This is a genomic window from Sulfitobacter sp. S223, assembly GCF_025143825.1.
In the GTDB taxonomy this organism is placed as follows: Bacteria; Pseudomonadota; Alphaproteobacteria; order Rhodobacterales; family Rhodobacteraceae; genus Sulfitobacter.
The window spans coordinates 505,232-522,850 of sequence record NZ_CP083560.1; the positions used below are offsets into that span (position 1 = coordinate 505,232).

Sequence of the window (17,619 nt, forward strand, 5' to 3'; positions counted from 1 at the left end):
CCCTTGTTTTGAACGGACTTGTGCGATTTTCTGCAGCGCGGCATAGCACATTTAGAGGCCTCTAAGTCAGATACCACAACACCCGCCATTGTGGCAGGAATGTGGCAGCATTTGGGCGCGCTTCGCCGTAATTCGGGCGGGCGATTCACTCCAGCCTTAATGAACCGTAATGCTGTTCCAGGAATCCCAGCTCGATACCCAGAATGCACGGGGGCGGGATATGGTGGCGAAGTTCGGTCTGAAGCGCTGACAGCAATCCTTGCATAAAGGTGTCGTCACGATGCGGTTTGCGTAACATTCGAAGTCTTAGCAGGATGTGGGTATGGTGTGTCTCTTCCAAGGCAAAGGCGCGGCCTTTGCACTCTCCTGCGTTGCCATCATAGGCGCTAATGACCTCCTCTATTTTCGCAAGAATGATGGTTGCGTCTATCGCGATGTCTGCGGAATAGCTCAGGTCAGCTTGGGGCATTGGGGTCTCCGGAAGTTAGTGTCTGGATAAGGGGCGGGAGGTCGGACAATGTACTGATTTCGTGAAATTTATCATGATCGGGCGCCGGTGCCTTCTCAATTTCCCATGTCAGTCCATGGGGGATGTAGACGCCCCAACCACCGGCGCGGATCATCGGGATAACATCCGATGCCATCGAGTTGCCGATCATTAATCCCTGATCTGCGCCGGTGCCGTGCTGGGCAAAAATGCGGGCATAAGCGTCAGGTGTTTTGGCCGAGACGATCTCGATTCCATGAAACAGATCACGCAGGCCGGATTGGGCGAGCTTGCGTTCCTGATCCAGAAGATCACCTTTCGTTATGACAAGCACTTTATACTCATGGCGCAACACTTCGATTGTTTCGGCAGCGTGTGGCAGCAGGTCTACAGAATGGCTCAGCATATCGCGGCCGGCATCCAGAAGTTGCGCAATAACAGATGCTGGAACGCGTCCGTCAGTCACCTCAACAGCGGTTTCGATCATCGACAGCGTGAACCCCTTAATGCCAAAGCCGTAGTGAGGCAGGTTGCGGCGTTCCGCCTCTAGAAGCCGTGCCATCAGCGTTTCACGGTCAGTGTGGTCAGCCAGCAGTTCGGCAAATCGCGCCTGTGTCAGGGCAAAGAAGCGTTCGTTATGCCACAAGGTGTCATCGGCATCGAAGCCGATAGTCGTGAGAGTGTGGGACATATTGGTCTGCTGCCTCTTTTCTAAAGGGGGCGTCACGTTATATAGACAAAAGAACATCCCGATGAACATGCTTTAACCGCAGGAGCAGCAATGCACCTTGATCCGATATCCATGGCAGGCCCGCAAGACGGTGGCGACACTGAACTGCTGACCAAAGTGAAGCCAAAGACGAAGCGGCCACCGATGTATAAGGTGATGCTGCTGAACGATGATTTCACGCCGATGGAATTCGTTGTGCATGTTTTAGAACGGTTTTTTGGCCTCAATCACGCTCAGGCGTTTGAGATCATGTTGACCGTTCACAAAAAGGGGCTGGCGGTTGTCGGCGTATTCAGTCACGAAATTGCGGAGACAAAGGTTGCGCAGGTGATGGATTTCGCCCGCCGTCACCAGCACCCGCTGCAATGTACTATGGAAAAAGAAGAATAACTGATGCTCGATTCGAGACTGCCGCTGGCGCTTGACGGCGGCGGCCTTGAGTGGCCGGAAAGCGGTACTATTGCTGTATTTGCACCCAGTGTAGATGCTGATCTTGCCGGTATCCCCAAGGACCGCGCCGAGATTATCCAAGACCATTTTCCCGCCAATGCCGCATGGGCTGAGCGGGGCTTTCGTGTGAATGTCCTGAGCGAGGGGCGCTACGGCGCTGCTGTGGTCTGCTTGCCGCGTTCAAAGTTAGAAGCGCGGGCGATGATCGCAAAGGCCTGCGCGCTAAGCGATGGCGTCGTGGTGATTGACGGCCAGAAAACAGATGGCATCGAAAGCATCCTGAAGGCGATGAAGGCCCGTGTGACTGTTCATGGCCCTGTTACCAAAACCCATGGTAAGCTTTTCTGGATCGATCCGCCTGCCGCTGACTGCTTTGCTGATTGGGAGGCCGGACCGGCCCTCACGGAAGGTGGCTTTTGGACCGCACCGGGGGTCTTCTCGGCCGACGGGGTTGATCTTGCCTCTGCGTTGCTGGCGGATGCGCTGCCACAAAAAATGGGCAAGCAGGTCTGCGATCTTGGCGCTGGGTGGGGCTTCTTGTCCGCTCATGTACTGACTCGTGAGGGTGTTGAGGCGGTGCATCTGGTCGAGGCAGGGCACCTCGCGCTTGAATGCGCAAAGCGCAATGTCACTGACAAGCGCGCGCAGTTTCACTGGGCTGACGGCACCGATTGGGAGCCCGAGCACAAGATGGACACAATTGTCATGAATCCCCCGTTCCATGTGGGCCGCGCTGCCGAGCCGCAGATCGGGCAGGCGTTCGTCGCGTCAGCCGCCCGCCTATTGGCGCCGCAAGGGCATCTTTGGATGGTGGCGAATCGTCATTTGCCCTATGAGGCAGAATTGAAAACCCGCTTTGCACAGGTCGAAGAGATCGGCGGCGATGCGCGGTTCAAACTTTTCCACGCGTCACGGCCCCTGCGCAAGCGGCGCTGACCGGTTTAAGGGACACAACATGTCATTTTCGATTTCCGGCAAGACCGCAATTGTTACTGGTGCAGCCAACGGTATCGGTCTCGCCATTGCGCGCGGTTTTGCGGACAAAGGCGCAAATGTGATGTGCGCCGATATGGATGAAAAGAAGCTCAAGGATGAGCTGGGCGATGTGCGCGACGAAGGAAATATCCGTTTCTTTGCCGGTGATTTAAGGCAACGCCTGACAATCGCAAACCTTGTTTCAGCAACCATCGACGCGTTTGAGCAGGTAGATATTCTGGTGAATGCATCGCGGCAGGTCATGCCGACCGAAGCCCTGAATGTCGAAGACCAATCTGTCGAATTGTTGTTGGAGCAGAATTTGATGACCTCGCTGCGGCTGTCCCAGCAGGTTGCAAAGCGGATGATGAAGCAAGCCGAAGAACAGCCGGACGGCCCTGTTGGATCAATTATCAACCTCAGTTCAACTGTCGCTTCGCATACGCAATCGGATCTTATGGGGTATTCGATCGCGTCTGCCGCGCTGAACCAGATGACACGTTCGATGGCGCTTGCTTTGGCGCCACACCGGATCCGCGTGAATGCAGTTGCTTTTGGCTCGGTCATGTCGGCGTCATTGAAGGCGTCTGTCGCGGAAAACCGCGAGTGGCGCGATGACATCCGTAGCCACACGCCATTGGGCCGCATTGCGTCACCCGGTGAACTGGTTGAGGCCGTGCAGTTTCTGGCGGCAGAAAGCTCCAGTTTTGTCACGGGTGAAGTGCTGGTGGTAGATGGCGGGAGGTCACTGTTGGATGCGGTCAGCGCACCGGCGCACTGACGCGGCAAGAGGTCCCTCTGTTCACCTAGAAAAAATTATGCTGTAAGCGCGTCAGATTAATCTGACAGAGAGCACGGCCATGACAGCAAACTTCGAGACTGAAAAAGACCGGGCAAGCACTTGGTTCCGTCGTCTGCGTGATGACATCGTTGAGGCATTCGAAGGTCTCGAAGACAGTCACGCCGAAGGACCGCTCAGCGATATGGCACCGGGCCGTTTCGAGGTCAGCCAGACATCACGAAAATCCGAGGATGGATCAGACGCGGGCGGTGGTCTGATGAGCGTTATGCGCGGCGGTCGTGTGTTCGAGAAAGTCGGGGTGAATATCTCCACAGTTTACGGCACGCTGGGCGAACGTGCGCAAAAGGCGATGGCGGCACGCGGTGTGCCAGGGATGGAGAATGACCCAAGGTTCTGGGCTTCTGGTATCAGTCTGGTCGCGCACATGCAGAATCCGCATGCGCCAGCGGTCCATATGAACACGCGCATGTTCTGGACGCCGGGTGCGTGGTGGTTTGGCGGGGGATCAGACCTGAATCCTTGCATCGAATATGATGAGGACACTGCCCATTTCCACGCGACCCAGCAGGAATTTCTCGATCCCCATGGAACTGAGATCTATCCAAAATTGAAAGAATGGGCTGACGAGTATTTCTATATTCCTCACCGTCACCGTGCGCGGGGCGTCGGCGGCATCTTTATGGATGATCGCAACACCGGAGATTGGGAAGCGGATTTTTCGCTGACCCAAGATATCGGACGGGCCTTCCTGCCGGCCTATTTGCCGCTGGTGGAAAAGCGTAAGCCCCAAGTCTGGACCGATGCTGACAAGGATGCCCAGCTGGTGCATCGCGGGCTCTATGCGGAGTATAATTTGGTCTATGATCGCGGTACAAAGTTCGGGCTTGAGACCGGGCATGACGCGAATGCGGTCCTGATGAGCCTGCCGCCCATGGCCAAGTGGGTCTGACCCGAAATTTAGCAGCACATGGTATGCTGTTTCTGGCTTGACGTGGGCGGGCCGCTATCATAGTTCACGGCCCACGGCGTTATAGCTCAGTTGGTTAGAGCGAACGACTCATAATCGTTAGGTCCCTGGTTCAAATCCAGGTAACGCCACCACTTCCCCTCTCCATTCAAATCCTGGTCAGACGGGGCAGTGTGACCCGTGAGGTGGCTGCTGTTCTCCCGAAGCCCACGTAGCATCCTATCTAGCGTCTGACGGTACTGTTGTCGCGTATAAGGGGGCAAGGTCGCGACCTTATTGCCAAGAGTACATTTGCGTCGCCCTGCGCGTCCTGTGCAGGCCAAGCACTCTGCCTTTGAGATGCAAAAAGGGCCACGACATGCGCGGCCCTTTTCGGTTGTCCTAGTCAGGCGGCGCCGATTAGCTCCAAGCCATCCGTGCTGGATGGTATTCGAAGCTGATGTGGTGATCCGCACCTGTCAGACCATCTTTGGTGTGGTTATAGAGCGAACGCCAGTAAGGTTGGATTGTTACGCCTTCATTCTGGATCAGCGCCTCGCCCTTTGCCATGATTGCGCGACGCTTTTCAGTATCGGCTGTCGCCAAGGCTTCTGTGAGCAAACCGTCAAACTCCGCATTTGACCAGCCAAACTCGTTCCATGCCTCGCCAGAGCGATAGGCAAGCGCCCAAATCTGGACGCCCAGTGGGCGGTGGTTCCAGTTGGTTGAAGAGAAAGAGTACTTCGTCCAATCGTTCCAGAAGGTCGAACCGGGCAGGATTGTCCGCTTCACCTTGATACCTGCATCACGCAGCTGCGCGGCAACCGCATCGGTTGTGTCCTTGCGCCACGCATCGTCGATTGAGAACAGCTCATGTTCGAAATCAGCCATCCCTGCTTCTTCCATCAGCGCCTTGGCACCTGCTGGATCGACCTTGCGTGCCGGCAGTTCTGCATATTCGGGGTGCATCGGGCCAACATGGTGGTTTTCAGCCACGATACCGCGACCTGCATAGCCAAGTTCAAGAAGGACGTTGTTGTCCACGGCCATTGCCAACGCCTGACGTACACGCACGTCTTCGTAGGGGCGCTTGCCATCGACTTCAGCCAGCTGGTTGGGGCGGATAACAATCGTCGCCGCTGTGGCGATCTCGTGCTCTACCCAACCGTCGAGGCCGGACATGATGTCGATGAATTCACCTTCCATGGAATAGAACGCATCCACTTCTTCGGCTTCAGCGGCAGCAATCCATGCGGAAGGGTCCGTGCCGTAGTCGATGTATTCCAGACGGTCGATGTAAGGTCCGCCGAAAACATCCGTGCCCCACCATGTGTGATCGGCATTTTTGACCAGCACACCTTTCACGCCAACTTCAAGGGATTCTGGCAGGTAAGGGCCGGTACCGATCGGGTTGTCGACCATGCTATCTGCGTTGAAAGAGCTGTGAACAATCGCCGCAGGATAGTCGGCCATGCCGGCGATGAGGGTGATGTCGGATGCTGGCAGGTTCAGTTTGACGGTGTGGCTATCTACGACCTCAATCGCGCCTTCGATTGCCTTGCCGCTTTCTGCGTCAATCAGTGTGGCGAAACGGCCGGCCATAGAGTTGCCCTCGAGCGACTTGTCGCACCAGCCAGTGATGTTGCGTGCCACGTCTTCGGCAGTAAAGTCATCGCCGTTGTTCCATTTCACGCCCTTGCGGACGTTAAGGGTGTAGGTAGTCGCGTCTTCATTGATGTCCCAGCTTTCCAGCAGCGCAGGTGAGAACGTACCGTCGTTTTCATAGATCGCGAGATATTCGAGCCAACCGCGGGAGAAGTTCGCGATTTGCGACCAGTCATAGGTGCGGGGGTCTTTCAGCGCGCGGACTTCCATCTGCATGCGCACGGTGCCGCCCATCTTCTTGTCTGAATGGGATGCTGCCTGTGCTGGTGCAGCCATGCCCAGCATGGAATAGGCGGTTGCAGCGGTAGCACCAAAGGCGCTGGCAAGCGCGAGGAACTCGCGGCGGTTGACGGGATCGGCCTTAGCCTGCTCCGCGCTGTCCAGAATGGACTGCGGCAGGGGCTTTCCTGTGCGTGTTGTGAATGTCATGATCTTCCTCTCTGTTGTAGGTGTGTCGGCGTGCATTTGGGCACACTGCCACATAAAACCCAATCTGGCGGGCTTGGTGATCGCAGGTTGATCCTGCTTTCCTGTCTGCAATTACAGCAGCTCTGGTGTGATGATCCGGCGATATGCCCGTCCCGTCAACCCTATCGTTCCAATAGATCAAAGGCGTAGAAGCCGATGGTGAGTATCTACTTTCGCTTGTTGAGGGCATTGGATGGGCATTCAAGGCACCAGTTTCCCGTCAGCGACATCTTGCGGCTTTGAAGGTCGTGCATATGCTTGCACGGTGGCCGGAACAGGTGGTGTTCAGTTGGCTAGTTCCAGATTTTTCTCGCTTGTCCGTAACAGTTGTCAAAGCGCTTCAGCGGTCAAAGTCTATCGGTTTTGCGAATCCGGTGATGGGGACAGCGCGCGAAGCGGGTGGCGACCCGATACCAGTCCCTCGCAGTCGGGGGCGTCACTTAGACGTAAACGCGATAGGGGTACGTCTTCGATATGAAATGGGTCAAGGCCCATCGCGCGTCGTGCATCGGTGGTGACCATTGGCAACCATTGCGCCATAGGCGGGTCCAGATGGGCAGCAAGAGAGGTCAGATGCAGGGCTGCCATCGGGTCAAATTGCCCCATCGGACAAAAGGCGTCAGCGACGTTATCTGACGCCGTCAGGATTTTCACGCCAGCTGCGCGCAATTCGCGAAGGCGGGTTAAACCGCGACGATCGGGCGTCCCCTGACGCCGGTCTTGCAGATAGAGGTTGGTTGTTGGCAGGGCGCATACGGTAATGTTGGCACGCGCCAACTTTTCCACGATGCGTTTGACGTGTTCTGCATCGCGGTTCATCAGGCTTACGGCATGACCACAAAGTACCGGGCCATCAAACCGTGTTTCTAGGATCAGGTCGGCTATTAACTCGAGCCCGTTGCAGTCATCCAGCCCCTCGTCGACGTGGAAATCCAGAGGCAGGCCATGCTCTTTCGCGGCCTGAATCATCTGTGAAATGCCTTCGCGCTTTTCCGCATGATCATGGACAAAAGCGCCCAGAGCCCCCTTGGCCGCAGCGGCCGCGCGGGCGAGCGATTGTGTAAAGGAGCACTCTGCCATCTGATCAACGCCGGTCAGTGGGCTAAGCTGCAGCGTCACATCTTCATGTTCCTGGGCGATCTCGCACAATACATGCCACGCTAGCGGTGGTTCAGCAGCATCGCCCCAATCGACGTGACTGCGCAGCGCTTCGACACCGGCTGTTTTCGCCTCTATCAAACCCCTGGTGGCGCGGGTTCGAATATCCGTGCTGGTCCAGTGGGTTTTGTCACGCAATTGTGCTGAGATTGCGGTCATTAAATCGCCAGCCACAGGGTCGAGACGCGTGATCGTGTGGCATTTGTCCAGATGACAATGGGCCTCTGTCAGCGCAGGAACAACGACAACTGTATTGGTGTCGGGCAATGGTGCGTCTAAACCGACAAGTCGATCGTCGCGGAAGATTGGTGAACCGGTCAGGCAGTCCCCGGACTTTTGCCCGCCAAAACGGTCCGGAGAACGAAGCAGGCTGGAGGGTACTGTAATATTTTGCATAAAAACTCCGGACGATTATCTCTTCGGCCGAACTTAGCATGCGCGACTTTAACGACCAGCCTAGGCGTCCTACATGCTGTTGCGCGCCGCAATATGGCTGAAAGTAGTGCGCATAAGCATCATTGTTCAGTAATAATTAAAGAGGTCGGGTGCGGCGGCCGCACCTGAGATTGACTTGTCGATCCAGCGTGATCGCGGTGCTTAAAAGTCAGCGTCAACGCCCGGCAGCTTCAGCGCCTTGATCAATTCGCGCAGCTCTTGTCGTGCGGCGATATTAGAGATGTTGAGTTGCTTGACGCCGATGTCTTTTAGATCAAGCAAGGTAAGCCCGCGCGGGAAGAGTTCGCGAAAGATCACACGCTCGTTAAAACCGGGGGCAACGCGGAAACCAATGCGCTTGCTCAGATTCAGGATCGCGCGCTCCATCTTGTCCTTATTGACCATACGTTGTGCGCCCATTCGGTTGCGCACCACGACCCAGTCAATTGCAGGTAGCCCAGCCTGAGAGCGCAACTGCCGAGCGTTCCACACCATCTCAGAATAGACGGACGGGCCGGTGATCTTGTCTCCGGAAGCGTCGGTGTGCGCCAACAGGTCAAAGTCGATGAAGCTGTCATTCAGCGGCGTGACAAGCGTATCCGCAAGCGAATGCGCAACCTGACTGAGCCGTGTGTGCGAGCCGGGGCAATCGATCAGAATGAAATCGTTGTTCGGCTCAAGCTCTGCCACTGCGGCAGACAGGCGCTGGTCATAGACATTTTCACCGGGATTGAGCGTGCTTGCGTCGACCTCTGGAAGGGGGTGACACCGCGGGCTCGGCAAATCCAGACCGGCTTCCTTCAGGAAGGACTGGCGGTTGTCGCAATAGCGACCAAAAGTGCGCTGGCGCAGGTCAAGATCAAGCGCGCTGACCTTATGGCCCATGCGGGCCAGTGCGGTGGCCACATGCATGGAGACAGTTGATTTGCCCGCGCCGCCTTTTTCGTTTCCGACGACGATAATATGCGCCATTGCCTGTTCCTTCGATCCTCTGCTTTGATCGCAGAATATTGTTAGAGGCCACTATATGTGGGGTTGCCGCATATTGGAAGGGTAGCTTTGGCCGTTATGTAAATGGACCAACTTCCATGGAAGCCGGTTGATCCAGCCAAAACAGATTGCCTTAAATTTGTCTTAAATTGCCACGCATTTGGCACGTTGAAAGCAAAACAATGCCGCCTTGCGGGTGCAAGTAGCCTGTACAGGATTGCCTGCCGCATCACGCGCGAAAGGTAACCCTATGTTCAGTAATCAGGGTGGCAGGCATGGACGTCAAGATTTATCAATTTGATCCGTTAAACGTTTTCAGCACAACGGTTGGCGGTTCGATAGTCTACAATGGTCCTGCCACGGCGGAGGGCACGGCGGTTATTACCGACACCGCCAGCGGCAATAATGGCTTGTTTCTTGAAGATGTCGCCAACGAAACGGCGACTGCAACGACGGTCATCAATGGCAATGCTGCCGCTGCGTCATCTGTCTATGCCGAAGAAGTCTGGACATTGCTCGACTCCGTGACTGGCCAAAGCTTCGAAGTCATAACCTTTCGCGTCACTTCGGGCACAAATGCCGGCTATTATACTCTGTCCGAAGTGCCGCTGGTTGTCGGGCGCAGCTATCAAACCACCGCGTATGATACGACACCTAACGCAAGCGCTGGTGATCCGGCTTTTGCCTACGCGGACTACGTGGAGGCTGATGGTATCGTCGAGGGGACATCTGGCAACGATACCATTGATGATAGCTATACCGGTGATCCGGGCAACGACATGGTCGACCAGCCCGACGTGGCCGGAACACCGTCCGAATTCAACTGGTCCGATTACGCTGACGAACAGGATTTGCGCGCAGGTGTCATTCAGGACACTGGCGGCGTCACCGTCGAGGTCAGCTATTCCGACGTCCAAACAGACGAGAATTTCTCGGCCGAATTAAGCGGTGGTGCAGATGCGATTTATGTCGCGCCGGGAGAGACATTCTCGAACACTTCTGCAAGCTATCTTTTTGCTAACGGCAGCAGTGATCCTACAACTCTTTCCTTTGATTTCGATGCGGCGGCTGGGTCAGGTTTTGAGGGTCAGGTTCAGAATGTACGGTTCCGCATAAGTGATATTGACGGTTTAACCGACACCGTAAACAACTTCCGCGATATCGTTACTGTCCGCGCCTTCGATGTTGACGGCAACGAAATTGCAGTGAACATCACGGCGGGAAGCAGTCTTACCGTCGTGGACAATACGATCACCGCATCCTCGACCAACTATACTCCCGCTAGCGCCCAGGCATCAGCTTTGATCGAGGTGGAAGGGCCAGTCGCACGTATAGAAGTCATTTACGCAAATGGCGGCAATTCGCAGCAGGCAGTATATTTCTCGGACATCGAATTCGACGCGATGCCAGAGGGATCTTTTGACGATACCATCAATGCAGGCGCCGGCGATGATCTGATCAATAGTGGTCTAGGGGATGATCTTGTCGATGCCGGTTCAGGCAACGACACTCTAACAGGTGGCTTCGGAGCAGATACGCTTCTTGGCGGTGCCGATGACGACACGTTGTTCGTGGGCACAGGAGATGACGCGCAGGGCGGTGACGGCGATGACACATTTGTCATCGATGACGGCCAACTAGGCGGTGGTAACATTAATGTGGTGGGCGGCGAAGGGGCCGAAACTACGGGCGATGTGCTGGATTTCAACGGTCAGCTCGTTACGGGATCTGTTGTTCTCACTTCGGACGACCTTGCGCCGGGTGGAAAATCGGGGACCGCGACACTTCTTGACGGCACCACAGTTACCTTCTCGGAAATCGAGAGCATCATTTGTTTCACGCAAGATGCGATGATTGATACGCCGAATGGCCCGCGGGCTATTGGAACGCTGCGCCCCGGCGATCTGGTTCTGACCCGGGATAGTGGTCCGCAGCCGCTTCGCTGGATCGGTCGCCGCACAGTGGAGGGGGCGGGCAGTTTCGCGCCAATCGAGTTTGCGCCAGGTAGCATCGGCAACAGTCAACCGTTGAGCGTCTCACCTCAACACCGGATGCTGATAGATGACTACAGGGCGTCTTTGTATTTTGGCGAAGAAGAAGTGATTTCAGCTGCGCAGTTTCTGGTCAACGGAACAGACATCAGACAACGAGAGGTGGCAGAAGTCACGTATTTCCACCTTTTGTTCGATCGCCACGAATTGATTAAATCTGCCAATATTTGGTCAGAGAGCTATCTACCGGGCAGCTACAGCTTGCCTGGCCTTGAGAGCAAAGCGCGCAGCGAGCTGTTTGATTTGTTTCCCGAGTTGCGGAGCAATCCGAATGGATATGGCAAAGCAGCCCGCCCAACTGTTCAGCGTCATCAGGCGCAATTGTTGGTCGCCTGAAGACAGAATTGAAAGTTGTCATTATTGGGTGCTGCCCAGACAAAGCCATAACACGAAAAAAGGCGCAGCCCGCAAGCTGCGCCTTTTTCGTGTTTTGTGAAGGTCGCTCTGAATTACAGAGTAAGACCAGCGTATTTGTTTTTGAACTTGGACACGCGACCGCCAGTGTCCATCAGACGGCTTGTGCCGCCGGTCCATGCAGGGTGCACAGATGGGTCGATATCAAGCGACAGCTGATCGCCTTCTTTGCCCCATGTGGACTTCATTTCCACGATTGTACCGTCGGTCATTTTGACGTTGATCGTGTGGTATTCGGGATGTGTTTCGGTTTTCATCTGAATTACCCCTTCGGTGCTTTGTAATGTGCGTTCTCGACGATACGCGCGGATTTACCACGGCGTGTACGCAGATAGTACAGCTTGGCGCGACGCACGCGACCACGGCGAACCACGGTGATGCTGTCGATGTTGGTGGAGTGCAGCGGGAATACACGCTCCACACCTTCGCCAAAAGAAATCTTGCGAACGGTGAATGCGCCGGCAATGCCTTTGCCGTGCTTGCGGCTGATGCAAACGCCTTCGTAGTTCTGCACACGTGTACGTGTGCCTTCGGTGACTTTAAAGCCAACCCGGATGGTATCGCCTGCGCGGAAATCAGGAATTTCCTTGGCGAGTTCGGCGATATGTTCCGCCTCGATTTGTGCAATCAGGTTCATCTGACGCGACTCCTATTATGCTCGTGGTATGCCACGAAGTTGATTGTCGATCCAAGAGCTTCGGTCTGTCTGTCGGGTCTGGCCTGATCTGGTCAGGGTGCAGCCCACCGGAGATAGCATCATAGTTTGCTTTTTCTGCGCCCAACGCGCAAAGACCCCGATCCGCACTTGGCGATTCCGAGGTTGATGGGCGTATAGGCCTGAAAGGCCTTAGGATCAAGGGCTGAATTGTGCTGTGCAGTTGATCCATATCAAAGCGTCGCAACAGATATTCCCCATAGTTATAGGCGGATAAAATAGACCGAAAGGGGAGCGCATGACAGTTACAAGAAGCGACCAAGACAAGCTATCCCGCAACACACCGATTCTTGGTTTTGAACAAGGTGAGTACCCTTATAAAACCAAACTTTCCCGGTCGGCTTATGAGACAGAAAAGGCCGCGCTTCAGGTTGAACTGCTGAAGGTGCAGCACTGGATTCAAGAGACAGGCCAGAAATTTGTACTGCTCTTTGAAGGGCGCGATGCAGCGGGCAAGGGCGGCACGATCAAGCGCTTTACCGAACATCTAAATCCGCGTGCTGTTCGCGTGGTGGCCCTGAATAAACCGTCGGATGAAGAGCGCGGGCAATGGTACTTCCAGCGGTACATCAAACACTTGCCGACGGCAGGAGAAATGGTTCTGTACGACCGGTCGTGGTACAACCGCGCTGGTGTAGAGCGGGTCATGGATTTCTGCGCGCCTGCAGAATACTTGGAGTTTATGCGCCAGACGCCGGAGTTCGAGCGGATGTTGGCGCGCAGCGGTATCCGTCTTTTCAAGTATTGGTTCTCTGTCACGCAAGAAGAGCAGAGGCAGCGCTTTGCCTCGCGTGAGACGGATCCGCTCAAGCGCTGGAAGCTGTCTCCCATTGACCGTGCCAGCCTTGATAAATGGGACGATTACACCGAAGCAAAGGAGGCGATGTTCTTTTATACGGACACTGCCGATGCGCCTTGGACCGTTATCCGCTCCAATGACAAGAAGCGTGCGCGCCTGACGTGCATGCGACATTTCCTGTCCCAGTTGGATTATCCCGAAAAAGACACTGCTGTGGCGCAGCCGCCGGATCCAAAGATTTACCATCAGGCAGAGGCGCTCTTGCAGCAGTCGGAGCATATCCTAGCAACGTCACTACACCCCAAACACCGCAAAACGTAACAAGGAAGAAACGATGTCCCATACCCCCCATGAGCTGCACGAAGAGTTTCCGGAGCAGGTCGAACAGATTGCAAAGCTGCGCCATTCTGACAGCCACTTCGCAAAGCTTTCAGATAGCTATCACACTGTGAACCGTGCGATTCACCGCGCTGAAACAGACGTTGAACCTACCAGCGATGACCACATGCAACAGATGCGTCGCGAACGGATGGCGCTGAAAGACGAGATTGCGAACTACTTGCGCGAAAAAGCTTAGTAGAGCTTCATGTCCATCAGGACGATCTCGGAATACATGTGATCAATCTCTGAGGGCAGCATCGTGCTGCCCTTGTAAAAGCGTGGCACCTCGATCGTCTCTATCGCGTCGGGGTGCGGGTCTGCAATCAACCGGCTGTCTACGCTGAACACCGCAGCCTCGGCGGGCAGCAAGGTATCAGCCACCGCCCGCGCGTGACGCGCCAGAAGGTCTGGTTGCCCCACATAAAGCACTTCGTGGGTGACATATTCATCAGATTTTTGTTTGACAGACAGCACCAGCGTCAAAGGCCCATCCTGTGTCTCGACGACGGCAGGTTTTAGATTCAAAGCTGCGTGATCCGCCAAAACCTGGGCATCCACAGGCGAAAGCGACGCGTCGTTCAGAGGATCAAGCGTGTGCGAAAGGGGCGTGCCTCCGCTGTGCCGCCAGATGTTGCGCTGGGCATCAAGAATTTTGAAGCCAATTCTGTCCACCAGAGGCAGCGCAGCTTTGGCACTGGTAAGATTGGTGGAGGTCACCTCCGGATCTGCCATTGCCGTGTGCATCAACCGTTCACCCAGCCCCATACCGCGGTGGGTTTTCAGAACATACCATGATGTCAGGTTGCGGTAGCGCTGCGGCCCGCGTGGTGTGTGGCGGATGCTGTCGTTCATGCCCATCACGCCGACCAGCACGCCCTTGTCCCGTGCGGTCACTGCGAATTCGCCACCGGCGCCGCCCCAACGATTGGCAAGCAGTCGTGTCCAGCCGTCGGCCCCCCATTTGGCGCGGGGGAAAGCGCTGTGCATGAATGCTTCGACTTCTTCGCGCTGATCGGGGGTGGCAAAGGTGATATCAACCATCTTGGGCATCCTGTTGCATCTGTGGCACCGTAGACCACATCCCCCGCGTGCGGGCAAAAAGGCGGTCGGAAAACGACCAGACCGCAGGTGGTGTTTGCAGGTGGTGGGTGACGTATCCCACCGGTTTCTCAGCGTCTCCGTTGCGCCGGTCCTGTAAGTGTTCGATCAACATCGCAAGCATCTTGTCCTCACCGCGAAAGACGCGGTCATATTTCCAACGGATCGGGTCAAGATGGGCATCAACATGCGAAAGCCCGTTCACGGCGGCGTCCTCACCGCGCCCTTCGTAGGCGGACAAAAAGCTATAGCCCCAATCCGGCAGGCAGCGACGTGTGGCATCGCCGATCCGGTTCCATGGCGGCACAAATCCACGCAGAAGGCGCGGCATCTGAGCTTCTTCCAGCAGGGCCCAACCGTGCCGCAAATCCGTCTCTTGCAGAGCAAGATCGCGGGTGTCGCCCACTTCAGAGGCGGGCAGGCCTTTGGGTTCGTGATTGATGTGGCCCAGCCCATGTTGCAAAACGTAGGCATGATCCGTGCCACGCAATCTGACGGCAAGGTCCGACTTTAGCCCGTCAGGGATCACAGATAGATGCACCGGTATCGCATGGCGTGCCGACAATTCCAGCAGTATTTCAAGATCGGGCGTCACAGTTTGTGCATCATCATCGCGCCACCAAAGGCGTGGCGTTAGGCCCTCCGCTTCCCAAGCTTCAAGCTCGGTCTCCAATGCATCCCAGCTAGACATCTTCGCGTGCCTTATGTGCGTCCCACAGGTCCGGCCTGCGCTCTTTCGTAAGATTGTGTGACATTTCGCGGCGCCATTTCTCGATCTCGGCATGGTTGCCGGACATCAGCACCGGTGGGATTTCGCGGCCCTGCCATTCGGCAGGCTTCGTATACTGAGGATGCTCAAGAAGACCGGCAGAGTGACTTTCCTCTACCGTGCTATCTGCATTGCCCAGCACGCCCGGCAGCAATCGCACCGTTGCGTCGATCATCGCTTGGGCAGCGAGTTCGCCGCCGGTCATCACAAAATCGCCCAAGGAAACTTCGGTGATGCCATAGTGTTCAATCACCCGTTCGTCGACGCCTTCAAACCTACCGCAGAGCATGGTCACGCCTGCGCAACTTGCGAGGTCGCGCGCCATTGCCTGATCAAAGCGGCGTCCCCGTGGTGACATATAAAGGATTGGCCATCGCCCATGCGCACGCTCTTGTACTGCCTCGATCGCGGGGCCTACGACATCGGCGCGCAGCACCATGCCAGCGCCGCCGCCCGCGGGTGTATCATCAACATTGCGGTGTTTTGTCAGCCCGAATTTACGCAAATCATGCGCATGGAGCTGCCAGCGGCCTTCTTGCAATGCTCGGCCTGTCAAACTGGCCCCAAGAACTCCGGGAAAAACGTCGGGGAACAGGGTGATGATATGGGCCTGCCAGACATGCGCGTAATCGGGCGTGTCGCTCATTAATTCGCGCGGTTTCAGGAACGGCACTACCCGCTGTTTCCCGTGAGAGCGGTTTGGCGGTGTCATATCTGTGATCCTTTGTGGAGCAGTGCAGCCTTTGCAGCGTTTCGTGCGTCCGTGTCCCTATGCGTTCTGTTGATATCCAGCAAGGCGGCAAGGGTTTCTGCGTCCAGCCGTGTGTTCTGTGCCGGCTCTGCAGTGAGCCCCGCGCGCAACTCCGTCGGGATATCACACAAATCCAATACGGGGTCGGCAGGGCCCAACGGCAATTTGGTGCAGTCCTCAAGGGCGAAGCTGTGGACGGGTGCCGGTACACGGCGGCGGACCTCGCTCACGATACTGTCCAGATCTTGGGCAGCAGGATATTGCGTGGCGAAATCGGTGAAATCGAGGGTCATGCCGGATGATTTCACATGCTCTGCCCATGCTGAGCGTTCCCAGTCTGCGCCAGCGCGGGTGCCAAAGCAGAACACGACAGGCGTTTCGGGAAAGGCAGCCCGGGCACGCTGCCAATAAAGATACATGAGTACCGGCGCGGCACGGTAATCGGCCAGAACGCCGCGTCCGGGCATGTGCCCCGATAGTTCTTCGGCGCTAAGCAACAAAGTACGGCGTGGCATGCCAGGCAAGTCTGCCAATAGCGCATCGAAGCGGCGGCTAACCTTATCCAGCGCGTCCTCGCTGCCAAAAGTGGAGTACCCGCGCGTGGCGTGCATCAGTTCTTGCATCTGACCTTTGAGCCGGATCGCAAGCGCAGGCATCAGCGCCTTGCGGTTGGCGCGCAGCAGGGCCTGTACGCTGGATGTGCCTGTCTTGTGAAAGCCTGCGTGTATCACGATCTTGCGTGGCATCAGCCTGCTCCCTCAATCAATGCGCGCTTGGCTTTCTTCAGATCAACTGGGCTAAGGTCCGACCGGTTAAGAGCCAGAAACTCAGTCAGAAGGGCGTCGGGCAGCTTGGGGTTGCGGGTATGTGCCTTCCCGGCAACCAGCGTCTTACGCCGCTTTTCGTCAAACTGTAGATAATCAAGCATGGCTTCGGCGATGCCAAGCGGGCGGTCGCCATGATCCTCAAGGCGCGCGTCAATCAAGGCGTGACCGGGGGTCTCGCGTTTGATCTCTTCAAGAATTCTATCATGGTCGGCCGAGGTTTTGCGGCGTTTGAGGTAGTCAGCTTCGTCCAGGACCATGCGCGATGCACGCAAATTCTGGGCATAGCAACTGCGCAGCCACGGATCTGCCGCGCGGGTTGTAAAGAAAAAGCTCACCTCGTCATCCGGGGCTGCGGTCTTAAGGGCAACCGAAAGTGCGCGCATCAGATGCGGCGCAGCGCCATATCCATGCAGGCCATGACGGCCCGGCATATGGCCGCTCAGGTCTTCCGAGCTGATCACAAGTGTCGTCGCCTGCTCTGCCTGCAGGGATTCGATCAGCAACGCGGCCTCGTATTTCACCATCCCCAGATCGTAATCTTCGCGCGAGCGGCTGTAGGCGCGGGCGCTGTCGCACAGGGCTGTCATACCGGGTCGAAGCACAAGCCGGATCTCAGGACGCAACGCCGCGCGGTTGGCGCGCAGCGTTTGTTGCAGGCTGGTCGTGCCCGTCTTGTGAAATCCGGCGTGGATGACGACCCGCCGCATG

Annotated in this window: 19 protein-coding genes and 1 tRNA gene; 8 read left to right on the top strand and 12 right to left on the bottom strand. The window is 56.2% G+C overall.

Features of this window, described 5'->3' with window-relative positions; translation table 11 throughout:
- Positions 1 to 145: 145 nt before the first annotated feature.
- Positions 146 to 469, bottom strand: a complete 324-nt coding sequence (locus K3757_RS02420; RefSeq protein ID WP_259999007.1) for a hypothetical protein — start codon at positions 467 to 469, stop codon at positions 146 to 148.
- Positions 456 to 1,178, bottom strand: coding sequence for an HAD family hydrolase (locus K3757_RS02425; RefSeq protein ID WP_259999009.1), 723 nt, complete (start codon positions 1,176 to 1,178; stop codon positions 456 to 458). Before K3757_RS02425 ends, K3757_RS02420 begins: the two co-directional genes overlap by 14 nt.
- Positions 1,179 to 1,268: 90 nt before the next feature.
- Here K3757_RS02425 and clpS point away from each other — a divergent pair, with 90 nt between their 5' ends.
- The 5 genes from clpS to K3757_RS02450 all read left to right on the top strand — a co-directional run bounded on the left by clpS (position 1,269) and on the right by K3757_RS02450 (position 4,545).
- Complete coding sequence (gene clpS, locus K3757_RS02430; RefSeq protein WP_259999011.1) at positions 1,269 to 1,607, top strand: ATP-dependent Clp protease adapter ClpS; 339 nt, start codon at positions 1,269 to 1,271, stop codon at positions 1,605 to 1,607.
- 3 nt (positions 1,608 to 1,610) lie between these two features.
- Positions 1,611 to 2,603, top strand: a complete 993-nt coding sequence (locus tag K3757_RS02435) for a class I SAM-dependent methyltransferase (protein WP_259999013.1) — start codon at positions 1,611 to 1,613, stop codon at positions 2,601 to 2,603.
- Positions 2,604 to 2,622: 19 nt separating this feature from the next.
- On the top strand, positions 2,623 to 3,423 hold the full coding sequence (locus tag K3757_RS02440) for an SDR family NAD(P)-dependent oxidoreductase (protein WP_259999015.1): 801 nt from the start codon (positions 2,623 to 2,625) through the stop codon (positions 3,421 to 3,423).
- A gap of 79 nt (positions 3,424 to 3,502) precedes the next feature.
- Positions 3,503 to 4,393, top strand: a complete 891-nt coding sequence (hemF, locus tag K3757_RS02445; RefSeq protein WP_259999018.1) for an oxygen-dependent coproporphyrinogen oxidase — start codon at positions 3,503 to 3,505, stop codon at positions 4,391 to 4,393.
- A 75-nt stretch (positions 4,394 to 4,468) separates the two neighbouring features.
- A tRNA-Met gene (locus K3757_RS02450) sits at positions 4,469 to 4,545 on the top strand.
- A gap of 265 nt (positions 4,546 to 4,810) precedes the next feature.
- On the opposite strand, the gene K3757_RS02455 is transcribed toward K3757_RS02450, so the two are convergent.
- From K3757_RS02455 to K3757_RS02465, 3 genes are all read right to left on the bottom strand, one after another.
- Complete coding sequence (locus K3757_RS02455; protein WP_259999020.1) at positions 4,811 to 6,484, bottom strand: ABC transporter substrate-binding protein; 1,674 nt, start codon at positions 6,482 to 6,484, stop codon at positions 4,811 to 4,813.
- A 393-nt stretch (positions 6,485 to 6,877) separates the two neighbouring features.
- Positions 6,878 to 8,077 carry an amidohydrolase family protein gene (locus tag K3757_RS02460; RefSeq protein WP_259999021.1) on the bottom strand — a complete coding sequence of 400 codons (1,200 nt, stop codon included), beginning with the start codon at positions 8,075 to 8,077 and terminating at the stop codon, positions 6,878 to 6,880.
- Positions 8,078 to 8,278: 201 nt separating this feature from the next.
- Complete coding sequence (locus K3757_RS02465) at positions 8,279 to 9,088, bottom strand: division plane positioning ATPase MipZ (RefSeq protein ID WP_259999023.1); 810 nt, start codon at positions 9,086 to 9,088, stop codon at positions 8,279 to 8,281.
- A gap of 293 nt (positions 9,089 to 9,381) precedes the next feature.
- Here K3757_RS02465 and K3757_RS02470 point away from each other — a divergent pair, with 293 nt between their 5' ends.
- Positions 9,382 to 11,493: a Hint domain-containing protein gene (locus tag K3757_RS02470; RefSeq protein ID WP_259999025.1), complete on the top strand. Its 2,112-nt coding sequence runs from the start codon at positions 9,382 to 9,384 to the stop codon at positions 11,491 to 11,493.
- Between the two features lie 113 nt (positions 11,494 to 11,606).
- On the opposite strand, the gene rpmE is transcribed toward K3757_RS02470, so the two are convergent.
- The gene (gene rpmE / locus K3757_RS02475) at positions 11,607 to 11,828 is read right to left on the bottom strand and encodes a 50S ribosomal protein L31 (protein WP_259999027.1); all 222 of its coding nucleotides are present in this window, start codon (positions 11,826 to 11,828) and stop codon (positions 11,607 to 11,609) included.
- A gap of 5 nt (positions 11,829 to 11,833) precedes the next feature.
- Complete coding sequence (gene rplS / locus K3757_RS02480; RefSeq protein WP_259999029.1) at positions 11,834 to 12,208, bottom strand: 50S ribosomal protein L19; 375 nt, start codon at positions 12,206 to 12,208, stop codon at positions 11,834 to 11,836.
- Between the two features lie 316 nt (positions 12,209 to 12,524).
- Here rplS and ppk2 point away from each other — a divergent pair, with 316 nt between their 5' ends.
- Together ppk2 and K3757_RS02490 are read left to right on the top strand one after the other, a co-directional pair.
- Positions 12,525 to 13,406, top strand: coding sequence for a polyphosphate kinase 2 (gene ppk2, locus K3757_RS02485; protein WP_259999031.1), 882 nt, complete (start codon positions 12,525 to 12,527; stop codon positions 13,404 to 13,406).
- Between the two features lie 13 nt (positions 13,407 to 13,419).
- The gene (locus tag K3757_RS02490) at positions 13,420 to 13,662 is read left to right on the top strand and encodes a YdcH family protein (RefSeq protein WP_259999033.1); all 243 of its coding nucleotides are present in this window, start codon (positions 13,420 to 13,422) and stop codon (positions 13,660 to 13,662) included.
- On the opposite strand, the gene K3757_RS02495 is transcribed toward K3757_RS02490, so the two are convergent.
- From K3757_RS02495 to K3757_RS02515, 5 genes are read right to left on the bottom strand one after another with little or no spacing between them, the layout of a single operon-like run.
- Entirely contained in the window at positions 13,659 to 14,507 is an 849-nt protein-coding gene (locus K3757_RS02495) for a GNAT family N-acetyltransferase (RefSeq protein WP_259999035.1), read from the bottom strand. The genes K3757_RS02490 and K3757_RS02495 overlap by 4 nt on opposite strands.
- Positions 14,500 to 15,255, bottom strand: coding sequence for a polysaccharide deacetylase family protein (locus K3757_RS02500; protein WP_259999037.1), 756 nt, complete (start codon positions 15,253 to 15,255; stop codon positions 14,500 to 14,502). Before K3757_RS02500 ends, K3757_RS02495 begins: the two co-directional genes overlap by 8 nt.
- Positions 15,248 to 16,045 carry a tRNA (guanosine(37)-N1)-methyltransferase TrmD gene (gene trmD / locus K3757_RS02505; protein WP_259999038.1) on the bottom strand — a complete coding sequence of 266 codons (798 nt, stop codon included), beginning with the start codon at positions 16,043 to 16,045 and terminating at the stop codon, positions 15,248 to 15,250. The genes K3757_RS02500 and trmD overlap by 8 nt, the downstream gene beginning before the upstream one ends.
- Entirely contained in the window at positions 16,042 to 16,830 is a 789-nt protein-coding gene (locus K3757_RS02510) for a hypothetical protein (protein WP_259999040.1), read from the bottom strand. The genes trmD and K3757_RS02510 overlap by 4 nt, the downstream gene beginning before the upstream one ends.
- Positions 16,830 to 17,618 (bottom strand): hypothetical protein, encoded by a 789-nt coding sequence (locus K3757_RS02515; protein WP_259999041.1) that lies wholly within the window; start codon positions 17,616 to 17,618, stop codon positions 16,830 to 16,832. The genes K3757_RS02510 and K3757_RS02515 overlap by 1 nt, the downstream gene beginning before the upstream one ends.
- Position 17,619 lies beyond the last annotated feature (1 nt).